The sequence below is a fragment of the Branchiibius sp. NY16-3462-2 genome (assembly GCF_001594145.1).
GTDB lineage: Bacteria > Actinomycetota > Actinomycetes > Actinomycetales > Dermatophilaceae > Branchiibius.
Window position 1 is genome coordinate 154455 of the sequence record NZ_LVCF01000043.1, and the last position, 12790, is coordinate 167244.

Consider the following 12790-nt stretch of genomic DNA (forward strand, 5'->3'; position numbering starts at 1 on the left):
GACCGGCCGAAAACGATGCGGAGGCTGTCACCGGTTCCGAGTACGGTTGTCTGCATGTCTGAAGCCCCCTCCTCCGTCACCCCGGGCGCTCCGCACGAGTATCCCGAGAAGATCGACGCCGCCGTCCTGAAGATCGCCGGCGTCGTCGTCCTGGGCGCGATCATGTCGATCCTCGACATCACCGTCGTCAACGTCGCCCTGCCGACCTTCCAGAAGGACCTGCAGGTCGCCGATTACTCCACCGTCGCGTGGACCGTCACCGCCTACACCCTGGCGCTGGCGACCGTCATCCCGCTGACCGGTTGGGCAGCCGACCGGTTCGGCACCAAACGCCTCTACATGATGGCGATCCTGCTCTTCACCCTTGGTTCGGTGCTGTGCGCCGCCGCCGACAGCATCGGCATGCTGATCGCGTTCCGCGTGGTGCAGGGCCTGGGCGGCGGCATGCTGATGCCGCTGGGCATGACGATCATGACCCGCGCCGCCGGACCACAACGGATGGGCCGGCTGATGGCCATCCTGGGTGTGCCGATGCTGCTCGGGCCGATCCTCGGCCCGATCATCGGTGGGTACCTGATCGAGCACGCCAGCTGGCACTGGATCTTCCTGATCAACCTGCCGCTGGGGCTGATCGCTCTGGTCTACGCCTGGTTCATCCTGCCCAAGGACAACCCGACCCCGAGCGAATCCTTCGACTTCATCGGCATGTTGCTGATGTCCCCCGGGTTGGCTCTGTTCCTGTACGGCGTGTCCTCCATCCCCGAGGCCGGCAGCGTGGCGTCGGCGAAGGTGCTGATCCCTGGCCTCATCGGCCTGGCGCTGGTGATCGCCTTCGTCTTCTACTCGTTCAAACCCCGACACCCGTTGCTGGATCTGCGTCTGTTCAGGAACTTCAACCTGTCGATCTCCGTGATCACGATGTTCCTGTTCGCGGCCGCCTTCTTCGGCGGACTGCTGCTGGTTCCGACCTACTTCCAGCAGGTGCGCGGCGAGTCCGCGTTGCAGTCCGGTCTGCTGGTCGCGCCGCAGGGTCTGGGCGCCATGCTGACGATGCCCCTCGCCGGAGCGCTGGCCGACAAGTTCCCCGTCGGACGCATCGTGCCGGTCGGACTGGCGATCATCGTGGCCGGCATGTTCGGCCTGACCCGTATCCAGGCCGACACCAGCTACGGCTACCTGATCGCGGTGCTGTTCGTGATGGGTCTGGGAATGGGCGCCACCATGATGCCGCTGATGACCGCGGCCCTGCGCACGCTCAACGGGCATGAGATCGCTCGCGGCTCGACCCTGCTGAACATCACTCAGCAGATCGCGAGTTCGGTTGGTGTTGCGGTGATCTCGGTGGTCCTGACCAACCAGTACAAAGCCAGCCCGGCGGTGACCGCGGGACAGGCCGCGCAGTTGGCGCAGGAGCAGGGCAAGCCGGTGCCGACCGACATCCAGCAGTACATCGCCAGCTTCGGCAAGACCGCCCAGGAAGCGATGACCAACTTCACGAACCTGGTGCACAAGGACATGGCGCACGCCTTCGCGGTCAGTTTCATGGTGGCGTTCTCGCTGTGTGCACTGACCTTCCTGGTGTCACTCTTCCTGCCCAAGAAGCACGAGGAGAGTCACCTGCTGGACGACGAGGGTGTCCCACCGGTCATGGTGCACTGACACCGCCAGCAAACGCAGACGCCCGCATCCGGACTTCCGGATGCGGGCGTCTGCCGTTGCGCCCTACCAGCCGTTGACGCCGACGATCTCGGTGACGGGCGGCCGCTTGGCCGGTTTGAAGTCGGTGCCGATCGTGTAGGCCACCGGGATCAGCGCGGTCTGGGTCCACCCATCGGGGATTCCGAGGGCCCGGGCGACGACCTGCTCACCGTCGTCGACCAGGTGCAAGGTGGTGTAGACCGAACCGAGTCCGCGGGCCCGCAACGCCAGCATCATCGACCAGGTGGCCGGGATGATCGAGCCGAAGTAGGAGGCCATCGCCGCGAGCGGCAGCGACTCGGGCCGGCCCTGCTGGCACGGGATCACCATCGCCGGCACCCGTTCCAGGTTGTCGCGCAGGTAGTCCGAACTGGAGCGCACCCGCCCGGTCTGGTCGTCGGTCGGCGTGGCTGCCCGAGAGGCAAAGTAGGACTGCGATACCCGGCGGTAGGTATCGGCGATCAGTTGCCGCTGCGCGGGGTCGGTGACCACCACGAAGCGCCACCCCTGCCGGTTGCCACCGGTCGGCGCCTGCTGGGCAAGATCGATGCACTCCAGCAGGACGTCGAGGTCCACGGGTCGCTCGAGGTCGAGGCGTTTGCGGACCGCCCGCGTCGTCGAGAGCAACTCGTCGGTCTGGGCCAGATCGAAGACCACGTCAGTCCCTCGCGGTCAGGATCAACGGGCCGTCAGCGGTCACGGCGATGGTGTGCTCGCTGTGCGCACCCCGGGACCCGTCCTTGCTGCGCAGCGTCCAGCCGTCCTTGTCGGTGTAGATCTGGTCGGTGCCCTCCATCAGCCAGGGTTCGATCGCGATCACCAGACCCGGCTGCAGTTTGAGTCCCCGCCCGGCCTTGCCGTCGTTGGGCACGTGCGGGTCACCGTGCATCGTGCGGCCCACCCCGTGTCCGCCGAACTGGGTGTTGATCCGGTACCCAGCCGCCCGGCTGACCTCAGCGATCGCCGCGGAGATGTCGCCGAGGCGGTTTCCGGCTTGGGCCGCCTCGATGCCGGCGGTGAGAGCCCGCTGAGTGGTGTCGATGATCTTGAGGTCCTCCGGCCGGGCGTTGCCGACGACGACCGAGAGCGCCGAGTCCGCAACCCAGCCCTCAACCGAGGCCGCGAAGTCGACCGACAGCAGATCCCCGTCGCGGAGCCGGTAGGAGTGCGGAAGTCCATGCAGCACAGCGTCATTCACACTCGTGCACAAGACCTTGCCGAACGGCATGGCCCCGAAGCTGGGGTGGTAGTCGATGTAGCACGACTCCGCTCCGGCCTCCCGGATCATGTCGTGCGCCAGGGCATCCAGCTCCAGCAGGTTGACCCCGACGGCGGCAGCCTCACCCAGCGCGGTGATCACCGACGCGACGAAATGTCCCGCCGGCTTCATCTGCTCGATCTGGGCGGGCGACTTGAGTTCGATCATCGGGCCAACCAATCCGCGTAGGCGTCAAAGGAATACGGGCGGCCCAGGAAGTCGGCCACGAGATCCGCAGCGTCCCGGGACCCGCCGGGCGCCAGCACCGTGTCGCGGTACCGCCCCGCCACCTGCGGGTCGAACAGGTCGTGCGGGTCGAACGCGCTGAACATGTCCTTGGCGATCACCAGCGACCACATGTACGTGTAGTAGGCGGAGCTGTACCCGTCCAGGTGCCCGAAGGCGCAGTGGAAGTGGGTGCCCGGGATGTACGGGAAGACCGAGTAGCGCTCCTGCTGCTCGCGCAGCGTCGCGGTCACATCGGTCTGCGGGTCGGTGTAGACCGCGTGCGACAGGCCGGCATAGAACATCTGCGTGCGGGCTTGGTAGCCCTTGCCGAAGTCCTCACCCTTCTTCATCCGCTCAACCAGCGCCGCCGGAATCGGCTCCCCCGCAGCGTTCTTGGCGAAGGACGCCAGAACCGCCGGGTCCCAGGCCCATTCCTCCAGCATCTGGCTGGGCGCTTCGACGAAGTCCCACTCCGTGGCCACGCCGGAGAACCGGGCGTACCGCTGGTCGCCGCCGACGACGTGGTGGATCAGGTGGCCGAATTCGTGGAACAGAGTGACGACCTCGTCGTGCTCCATCAACCCCTTGGTGAGGTTGCAGACCAGTGCCCCCTCGGGCAGTTGCCGCCCGGTGACCCCGTTGACCAGGTCGAACTGGGCGGCGTGCTTGAACTTGCCGTCCCGGGGGTGCAGGTCGAGGTAGATCCGCCCGATGCGCTCACCGTCGCGGACCACGTCGTACGCTGCGACGTCCGGATGCCACACGGGAGCATCAGGTACGGCGACCCACGACAAGCCGAACAACCGGCCCGTCACGTCCAGCAGACCCTGGCGCACTGCGGCGAAGTCGAAGTAGGTGCGCACCAGGTGGGCATCAACGTCGTACTTCTCCTTACGGACCAACTCGCCGTAATAGGCGAGGTCGACCGAGGTGATGTCCCGGGCCCCGGGCTCGTCCTCCTGCAGCCGGCGCAGCACGACCGCCTTGTCCCGCAACGCGCTGTCGTGCGCGGCGGCGGCGATCTTGTCGATGAACTCCCGGATCGCCGTACCCGTCTTGATCATCTTGACCTCGGCGTCGAAGTCGGCCCACGTCGCGTAGCCCAGCAGACCGGCACGCTCCTGGCGCAACGCGATCAGTCGCAGCAGCACCTCGTCGTTGACCGGCCACGCCACGTTGAGTCGTTCGAGGGTCATCGCCTCACGGGTCGCCCGGACGTTGCAGAAACTCATCAGCGGCACGGAGTCCGGGTAGTCCGTGGTCACCGTGACGAGCCCGTTGTCGTCGGCCGGATGATCGTTCAGCCAGTCCTCGGGCAGTCCCGCGAGGTCTTCGGGCCGCACCCGGATCTGGCGCACACCATCGCGGATGTTGCGGCTGAACTCCTGGCTGGCGGCCAGTTCCAGCTCAGCCAGTTCCTTCAGCCGGGCACGAGTAGCTTCGTCCCGGTCAACTCCGGAACGATGGAAGTCGCGGCGGATTCGGCTGAGCAGCCGCGCGGAGTCGTGGTCGAGCCCATCGCCTGAGACGGCACTGACGATGTCGGAGAGTTCGCGGTCCAGGCCCAGATCCGTGGAGAAGGCGTCGATGCGGCGCTGGGCGTCGTCACCGGCCTCCCGGACGGCTTCGTCGGGGTGGGTCTCGGAGTGCAGCGAGGCCGCGGCCGAAGCGTTGCTCAGCGCAATCTGGATCTCGTTCCACGCATCCACCACCTGCTGCGCGGATGGCTGGTCGGCTGCTTTGAGATCCGCAACGGTCTGTGCGGCGCTGGCAAGACTGTCGTCGCAGCGCTGCAGCAGCCAGGTGCGAGCCTCCTGCGGTGCGGGCAGGGCGAGCGGGGACAAGATGGCAGGAGCAGACGTCACGGGCCGACTCTAATCCGGGTGGCTGAACCCGCCGAGCGCGGGCGAGGCTGGCATTTCGGGCAGAAATGGCTCGAGCGGTTCATAAAGGACTCGCGGACGATCATGGTCCCGCACCGGGCGCAGGGCCGGCCCTGCTGGCCGTAGGCGTGCAGCGACCGGTCGAAGTAGCCGCTCGCCCCGTTCACATTGACGTAGAGGGCATCGAAACTCGTCCCGCCCTGGGCCAGCGCCGCGTTCATCACGCCGGACGCCGCATCGAGCACCTCGGCCACCTTCGAGGCAGGCAACCGGTCGGTGGCCCGCAACCCGTTCAGCCGGGCTGACCACAGCGCCTCGTCGGCGTAGATGTTGCCGATGCCGGACACCAGCGACTGATCCAGGAGTGCCCGTTTGATCTGGGTACGCCGCCGTCGAATGGCCGTAACCGTTGCGCGCTGGTCAAATTCGCGTTCCAACGGGTCGGCCGCAATGTGTGCGACCGGCTCCGGCACCGGCCTGCCGTCGACCTGCGAGGCCACCACGGGCGTCAGCTGCAACCCGCCGAACGTGCGCTGGTCGACGAACCGCAACTGCTGACCGCCCGAGAGGTCGAAGACGGCGTGGGCGTGCTTCTCCAGCGGAGCATCCGGCTCCTCAACGAGGAGCTGACCGCTCATACCGAGGTGGACGACCAGCGCCTCGTCCCCGTCGTCGAGAGTGAGCCACAGGTACTTGCCGCGGCGCTGCGCTGACGCGACCGATCGGTCGGTGAGGCGGTCGGACAGGTCCGCGGGACCGGCCAGGTGCCGACGTGCTGTGCGTACGCCGCTCACCTGCGCCCGCGTGAACCGCTGGCCGACCACGTGGTCGGCCACGCCACGGCGTACGACCTCGACCTCGGGAAGCTCAGGCACGCGGAAGGTCGGGCACCGGTCGCTGCGACATCTCCCGCCAGGCGATCTCGGCGACCTTCTGCTCAGCGGTCTTCTTGTTGCGTCCTACACCCGCGCCGAAGGTCTCCTCCCCCACGACCACGGTCGCCGTGAAGACCTTGTCGTGGTCCGGCCCTTCCTCGGTGACGAGGTACCGCGGCGCGGGCACATCGAAGGCGACGCACAACTCCTGCAGGGAGGTCTTCCAGTCCAGCCCGGGGCCCAGCTCGAGGGAGCCTTCGAAAAGGTCCCCGAAGGTCGCCAGGATGAATCGCTGAGCCGCGGGCAGACCGCCGCACAGGTAGACCGTGCCGATGATCGCCTCCATGGCGTCCGCGAGGATCGAATCCTTGTCCCGGCCGCCACTGCCCAGTTCGCCCTTGCCCAACAGGACGTAGGCGCCGAGGCCGATGCTGCGGGCCACCTGCGCGCAGGCACGAGCGTTGACGATCGACGCTTTGATCGGCGTCAGCTGGCCCTCGGTCAGGTCCGGGTGGCGGCGGTACAACTCGTCCGTGACGACCAACCCGAGGACCGAGTCACCGAGCAGTTCCTGGCGCTCGTTATGCGGCAGCACCGCATTGCCCTGGCCCTTCTCGTAGGCGTAGGAGCGGTGCGTGACGGCACGCAAGAGCAGCGGTACGTCGATCGACGTACCGCTGAGCTCATGCAGGGTTCCGGCGAGTTCCTCGACCGGTCGGGCGGTCGGGTCCCGCCGCGCTCGTTGGGTGCTCACGCCCTGGTCGGGCGTGTCAGTCCTGGTGTTCGGCGCGCACCGCGGCCGAGTACTGCCGACCGTTGTAGGCACCGCAGCTCGGGCAGGCCTGGTGGCCCTGCTTCGGCGAGCTGCACACCGGGCATGCCTGCACCGGGGTGGCGCTGGCCTTCCAGTTGGCTCGGCGCGAGCGGGTGTTCGAGCGCGACATCTTCCGCTTGGGGACAGCCACGTCAGTTCCTCTTCTCATCGTCGGGCGTGCTGGCCAACTGGCTCAACGCCGCCCATCTGGGGTCTAACACTTCATGGTGATGGTCCGGGTCATCGTTCAGATGCGCTCCACACTCGGAGCACAGACCCAAACAGTCTTCCCGGCACATCGGTTGCAACGGCAGTGCGGGCACTACCGCATCGCGCAGCATCGGTTCGAGATCGGCGAGGTCACCGTCGAGCTCGTAGATCTCTTCCTCGTCGTCCACCGGCGCCACCTCGTGGTGATGCGCGGCGCGGTCGGGGTAGGCGAACAGCTCCTGGAACGTGACATCGACGTCGTACGTCACGTCATCCAGGCACCGCACGCAGGCACCCACGGCCTCGGCCTGCACCGACCCGGACACCAGAACCCCTTCAAGCACCGACTCGAGGCGCAGGTCCAGCCCCATGGGCTCACCTGCGGGCACCTCGATCACGGCGTTGCCCAGGGCATCCGGCGCCGGAACGCGCACCTGCTCGGTCACCATCTGACCGGGTCGTCGCGCGAGCTCCCGGGTGTCGAGCACCAGGGGGCGTTGCGGTTCGAAGGCCATCACATGTCCGAGAAGTAGAGCGATTTCGGCGCGGCCGGACGGCGTGGAAGCCGACACAAACCGAAGATCAACTTTACCGGTGGGGACCGGCAATCCCCAAACTCAGTGGCGGAGGCGGTCCATCAGCGGTCGCAGGACCGGTGAGGGCACCATCGCCGACACGTCGGCCCCGTGGCTGGCGATCAGCCGGATCAGCGAACTGGAGTAGTGCGCCATCGCCGGGTCACCGGGCATGAAGAGGGTCTCCACACCGGCCATCTCGGCGTTCATCAGCGCCATCGGCCACTCGTACTCGAAGTCGGTGACCCCACGCAGACCCTTCAGCAGAATGCCCGCATCGACGCTGCGGCACACGTCGACGACCAGTTGCGGCTCGAACGCCTGGGCGCGCACGTTGGGCAGATGACCGGTCGACTCGCTGATCAACGCGACCCGCTCGTCCGGTGTGAAGGTGCCCGCCTTGGCCGGGTTGAACAGCACCGCGACGATGACCTCCTCGAAGATCGAGGCCGCGCGGGTGATGACATCCAGGTGGCCCATGGTGATCGGGTCATAGGAGCCGGGGCAGACGCAGCGGCGCGGATCCCCGGGCAGCAGATCGTTCACAGACCCGACCCTATCCCTGCGAAACGCGCGAACCAGAGGGTTGTCTCGCCGTACTTGCGCTCATCCTCGCAGGTCAGCCCGGCCGGCCAGGTGGGCTGAGGAGTGCGGCTGGATCGTTCCACGACGACCGTGGCTTCGTCGGCCAGCCAGCCATGGGTCAGCGCCTCCAGGACGCCCGCGAGCGCTTCCTCCCCGACCGCGTAGGGCGGGTCGATGAGCACCAGATCCGCGGCGTACGGCGCGCCACCGGCCAGCGTGCGCTCCACCGTGGCCGCGCGGACAGTGATATCCCGTAACCCCAGGGCCGCAACGTTGGTCTTGATGACGGCCGCGGCGCGGCGGTCGGACTCCACCAGCAACACCGGTGCCGCGCCGCGGGAGGCGGCCTCCAGGCCGAGGGCTCCGGAACCGGCGTAGAGGTCGACGGCGCCGCCGTCGAGGGCGCCGAGGTGCTCCAGCCGGGCGAAGAGTGCTTCACGAACCCGGTCGCTGGTGGGCCGGGTGCCGGATCCGGCAGGAGTCTGCAGCCGCCGACCGCCCGCGGTGCCGGCGATGATGCGGGTCATCAGCCACGCTCCAGGAACGCCGCGCGCTCCTCATCGACCCGACCGGCGATCAGCGCGGCAAGCGCCGGATGCACCTCGAGCTCGGGGTCGTCGGCGATCAACCGGGCCGCATCCTCACGCGCCAACTCGATCAGTTCGACGTCCTTGCTGTTGGTCAGCCGCAGCAGCCGCAGATGGGTGCCGCGACCGGACTGGTCAGCCCCCAACACATCTCCCTCGCGGCGCAACTCCAGGTCGAGGTCGGCCAGCGCGAACCCGTCCGTGGTTGCGGCGACCTTGGCCAACCGGTCGACGGTCGCCTCGGTGCTGGAGTCGGTCACGAGCAGGGCCAGGCCGCCACCACTGCCCCGGCCCACCCGGCCGCGCAACTGGTGCAACTGGGAGATGCCGAAGCGGTCGGCATCCAGGATCACCATGATCGTGGCGTTGGGCACGTCGACACCCACCTCGATCACGGTGGTGGACACCAGCACATCGATCTCGCCGGCGCTGAACGCGCTCATGACGGCATCCTTCTCGGCCGAACTCATCCGGCCGTGCATCATCTCGATCCGCAATCCCGCGAGCGCCGGCTCCTGACGCAGCGTGGCGAGGGTCTCGATGACGCCGTGGTGGCGGGGCGTGGTGTCCGCGGTCCCGGACTCCTCGACCTCCAGCGCCCACTCGGGCAACTCCTCCTCCGGCTGGGCGCTATCGCCCTCCTCGCCGATCCGCGGGCACACGACGTAGGCCTGGTGACCGGCGGCGACCTCTTCGGCCACCCGTTGCCAGGTGCGCTCCAGCCACCCGGGTTTCGCGGCCGGCACCAGGTGGCTGGTGATCTGTTGCCGCCCCGGCGGCAGCTCGCGCAGCTCGCTGATGTCCATATCGCCGAACACCGTCATCGCGACCGTCCGCGGAATCGGGGTCGCCGTCATGACCAGGACGTGCGGTGGCGAGATTGCCTTCATCCGCAACGCATCTCGTTGCTCCACTCCGAAGCGGTGCTGCTCGTCGACGACCACCAACCCGAGGTCGGCGAAATCAACCTGCTCCTGGATCAGCGCATGGGTACCGACGACGATCCCGACCCCGGCGGTGAAAATGTCGAGCAGCACCTGCTGTTTGCGCGCCTTGGGCATGCTCCCGGTCAGCAGCGCCACCCGGGTCGCGTGCTCGGCGCCGCCCAGCATGCCCCCCTGCGCGAGGTCGCCCAGCATCGTCTCGATCGACCGGAAGTGTTGCTGCGCAAGGACTTCCGTGGGTGCCAGCAGTGCCGCCTGCGCGCCGGCATCGACCATCGCCAGCATCGCCCGCAACGCAACGACCGTCTTGCCGGAGCCGACCTCGCCCTGTAGCAGCCGGTGCATCGGGCGCTCGCGCGCCAGGTCGGCCAGGATGGTGGCCGACACCTCGCGCTGACCCTGGGTGAGCTCGAAGGGCAGCCGCTGGTCGAAACGCTCGAGCAGTCCGGCGGGGCGGGGACGGCGGGCGGTCGTGCGCAGGGCGTCGTACTGGGCGCGGCGCTGGGCCAGGGCGACCTGCACGACCAAGGCCTCGTCGTACCGCAGCCGTCGTTTGCCCCGCCCGACCTGTGCGTAGTCGACGGGCAGGTGCAGCGCCCGGTAGGCGTCCAGACGCCGGGGCAGGTGGTGCCGGTCCAGGATGTCGTCCGGGACCGGGTCGCGGACCCCTTGTGCCGCAAGCGCATCCAGGACCAACGTCACTGAGCGGGTGATCGCCACATCCGGGATCTTGTCGATGTGGGGGTAGACCGGCATCAAGTTGCCGGGGTAGAGATCGGGTGCGTCCAGATCGCCCCGGGAGTACGACGGGTGCGCCAGTTGCAGGTCGCCGCGGTAGCTTTCAAGCTTGCCGTAGAACACCGCGCCCACCCCGGGGACCAGCGCCTTCTCATGACCGTAGGCACTGAAGAAGACCAGGCGGGCGCGCTGGCCCACCGCATCCTCGATCACCGCCTCCAGCATCTTGCGCTTGGTGTTGCGCATCGGGCGGGTGCTGGCCTTGATGACCCGCGCGACCAGGACGACCTGCTCGCCGATCTCGAACTCCGACAGCAGGCCGGCCTGGTTGACGTCGAGGTAGCGCCGCGGCAGGAAGTCCAACAGGTCGCCGGCGGTGTGCAGGTTCTTGGCCTTGGCCAGTTTGGTGCCTGCCGCACCGATGATGCGGTCCAGCCGCGTGTCCCACCCGGTCACGGCGACGGCCTCACTCCGCACCGACCGAGGCGGCGATCTCGGCACTCCCGCCGAGCAGGAGTTGGGTGCTCACCTGCGGCCTGGATCGACGTACGTCGTCCAGCACCTCCTCGAGCACCCGCCAGTCGGCGTGGGCGCCGCGAACGATCGTCACGATCTCGGTGTCGTCGGTGACCACCTGCTGCAATGCGGCCCGCGTCGCGGCCGCGAGGTCACCACCGTCGACCCGCAGGTCCACCACCGCGGTGTCCGCGATGACCTCGGTGCACTCCTTGGCCGCCTCGGCGCCGGCGGTGCCTGGCGGCAGCTCTGCCCATGTCTGCACAGCCAGAGCGGCAGTGACCGGACTCGTCGCGGGCACGACGAAGCAGTCGTCGACCAGCCCGCCGGCTGCCCGGGCCTCGGCCAGGCCGCCGGCGGTCGAGGCAACGACGAGGCCACCGCCGGCCGCGGCGAGGGCGTCGACCATCTCGCCCACGGTCGGATCGAGCCGCTGGTGCTCCAGGACCCCCGCGCCGAGCGCAGCCGCGAGCGCAGCCAGCCCGGGCGACTCGGTGATCACCAGCAGGGGCACGCGCCCGACGGCATCGCCGGCCTGGTCGGCGAACCGGGTGACTTCGGGGTAGCCGACCGTGCCGGCCCGCGCGGCCCGCTCCAGAGCAGCGGCCACATGGTCGGTGTGGACGTGCACCGAGCGCAGCGAATCATCACCGGCGATGACGACCGAGTCGCCAATGGCCATCAGGTCGGCTTCGAGCGCGGCGACGGAGGCCGAGGTGCTGTTCTCCAGGACCAACATCACCTCGTATCCGGGGCCGGCGTCATCCGCGGGCAGGTCGCAGGCGCTGGTCACCGACACGGTGTCAGCGACCGCCCACTCGGCCAGCGTCGTCGCCAGCCCCGGGCGGCCGTCGACCACCGAGGCGAGGGCCTGCAGCAGGACCAGCAACCCGGCGCCGCCCGCGTCGACGACCCCGGCGCGCTGCAACGCCGGCAGCGCCGAGGTCGATTGGTCGAGCGCGGTGTGCGCTGCGGCCAGGGCCGCATCGACGACCTCGGCGAGAGTGCCGGTAGCGGCCTGCTGCGCAGCGGCCGCAGCGGCGTCGGCGACGCTGAGGATCGTGCCGTCCTGCGGTTGCGCTACGGCGCTGCGAGCGTGATCGGCCGCCAACCGCATCGCGGCCGCGACCTCGGCGGGCCCCCAGACGAGGTGCTCCTCGGCGGCTCCCGCGGCCACTCCCCGGGCCAGTTGGCTCAGGATCACGCCGGAATTGCCCCGTGCTGACAACACCGCCGCCCGGGCGAAGGAATCGGTCAACTCGGCGATCCCGGCGTCAGCGGAGACCGCGAACCGCTCCGCGAGCAGGGCCTGTTCGAAGGTGAGCAGCAGATTGGTGCCGGTGTCCGCGTCGGGGACGGGAAAGACGTTGAGTGCATCGATGGTGTTCGCGGCAGCGGCCAGACCGGCGCGGGCGATGACCGCCCAACGGCGCAGGGCAGTCGCGTCCAGCGAACGCAACGGCTCCGCTCGCACCATCGACTGCCCCTTTGCCTTGTTCGGACCCGTCCCGCACAATAGTGCGCGGCCCCGACAATGCCCGGCCGGCCGGACTCGTTTTGGTTGTCCGGTGCCGCCTCGGCTACCATTTCAGGGTTGCTCGCGACGATCTTGGTCGCGACTGCCGCGGGACCATCCCGCACACCGACCAAACTATTCGTAGGAGATAACTGTGGCTGCCACTTGCGACGTCTGCGGCAAGGGTCCGGGCTTCGGTCACTCCATCTCGCACTCGCACCGCCGCACCAAGCGCCGTTGGAACCCCAACATCCAGCGCATCCGCGCCCGTGTGGGTGAGAATGGCGCGACGCCGAAGCGACTGAACGTGTGCACCTCGTGCATCAAGGCGGGCAAGGTCACTCGCTGACTCTTTCCCGTACG

General features: G+C 68.4%; 13 protein-coding genes. 2 read left to right on the plus strand and 11 right to left on the minus strand.

Going from position 1 to position 12790, the window contains the following annotated elements:
• Nucleotides 1-54 precede the first annotated feature (54 nt).
• Nucleotides 55-1659: a DHA2 family efflux MFS transporter permease subunit gene (locus tag AZH51_RS16815; RefSeq protein WP_291526008.1), complete on the plus strand. Its 1605-nt coding sequence runs from the start codon at nt 55-57 to the stop codon at nt 1657-1659.
• 63 nt (nt 1660-1722) lie between these two features.
• On the opposite strand, the gene AZH51_RS16820 is transcribed toward AZH51_RS16815, so the two are convergent.
• The 11 genes from AZH51_RS16820 to AZH51_RS16870 form a co-directional block, all read right to left on the minus strand.
• On the minus strand, nt 1723-2355 hold the full coding sequence (locus AZH51_RS16820; RefSeq protein ID WP_291526009.1) for a nitroreductase family protein: 633 nt from the start codon (nt 2353-2355) through the stop codon (nt 1723-1725).
• Nucleotide 2356: 1 nt separating this feature from the next.
• A complete protein-coding gene (gene map, locus AZH51_RS16825) occupies nt 2357-3124 on the minus strand; it encodes a type I methionyl aminopeptidase (protein WP_291526010.1) in 768 nt (255 codons plus the stop codon).
• Entirely contained in the window at nt 3121-5049 is a 1929-nt protein-coding gene (locus AZH51_RS16830) for a M3 family metallopeptidase (protein WP_291526011.1), read from the minus strand. The genes map and AZH51_RS16830 overlap by 4 nt, the downstream gene beginning before the upstream one ends.
• Nucleotides 5046-5942, minus strand: coding sequence for a bifunctional DNA-formamidopyrimidine glycosylase/DNA-(apurinic or apyrimidinic site) lyase (gene mutM / locus AZH51_RS16835; RefSeq protein ID WP_291526012.1), 897 nt, complete (start codon nt 5940-5942; stop codon nt 5046-5048). The genes AZH51_RS16830 and mutM overlap by 4 nt, the downstream gene beginning before the upstream one ends.
• Nucleotides 5935-6696, minus strand: a complete 762-nt coding sequence (rnc, locus tag AZH51_RS16840) for a ribonuclease III (RefSeq protein WP_291526013.1) — start codon at nt 6694-6696, stop codon at nt 5935-5937. Before rnc ends, mutM begins: the two co-directional genes overlap by 8 nt.
• A gap of 16 nt (nt 6697-6712) precedes the next feature.
• Nucleotides 6713-6907, minus strand: coding sequence for a 50S ribosomal protein L32 (rpmF, locus tag AZH51_RS16845; protein WP_291526014.1), 195 nt, complete (start codon nt 6905-6907; stop codon nt 6713-6715).
• Between the two features lies 1 nt (nt 6908).
• Nucleotides 6909-7481: a DUF177 domain-containing protein gene (locus tag AZH51_RS16850; RefSeq protein ID WP_291526015.1), complete on the minus strand. Its 573-nt coding sequence runs from the start codon at nt 7479-7481 to the stop codon at nt 6909-6911.
• A gap of 102 nt (nt 7482-7583) precedes the next feature.
• The gene (coaD, locus tag AZH51_RS16855) at nt 7584-8087 is read right to left on the minus strand and encodes a pantetheine-phosphate adenylyltransferase (RefSeq protein WP_291526016.1); all 504 of its coding nucleotides are present in this window, start codon (nt 8085-8087) and stop codon (nt 7584-7586) included.
• Entirely contained in the window at nt 8084-8653 is a 570-nt protein-coding gene (rsmD, locus tag AZH51_RS16860; RefSeq protein WP_291526017.1) for a 16S rRNA (guanine(966)-N(2))-methyltransferase RsmD, read from the minus strand. The genes coaD and rsmD overlap by 4 nt, the downstream gene beginning before the upstream one ends.
• Nucleotides 8653-10872 (minus strand): ATP-dependent DNA helicase RecG, encoded by a 2220-nt coding sequence (locus AZH51_RS16865; RefSeq protein WP_291526018.1) that lies wholly within the window; start codon nt 10870-10872, stop codon nt 8653-8655. Before AZH51_RS16865 ends, rsmD begins: the two co-directional genes overlap by 1 nt.
• Nucleotides 10862-12388, minus strand: coding sequence for a DAK2 domain-containing protein (locus AZH51_RS16870; protein ID WP_291526019.1), 1527 nt, complete (start codon nt 12386-12388; stop codon nt 10862-10864). The genes AZH51_RS16865 and AZH51_RS16870 overlap by 11 nt, the downstream gene beginning before the upstream one ends.
• 193 nt (nt 12389-12581) lie before the next feature.
• Here AZH51_RS16870 and rpmB point away from each other — a divergent pair, with 193 nt between their 5' ends.
• Complete coding sequence (rpmB, locus tag AZH51_RS16875) at nt 12582-12776, plus strand: 50S ribosomal protein L28 (RefSeq protein WP_109685549.1); 195 nt, start codon at nt 12582-12584, stop codon at nt 12774-12776.
• Nucleotides 12777-12790 lie beyond the last annotated feature (14 nt).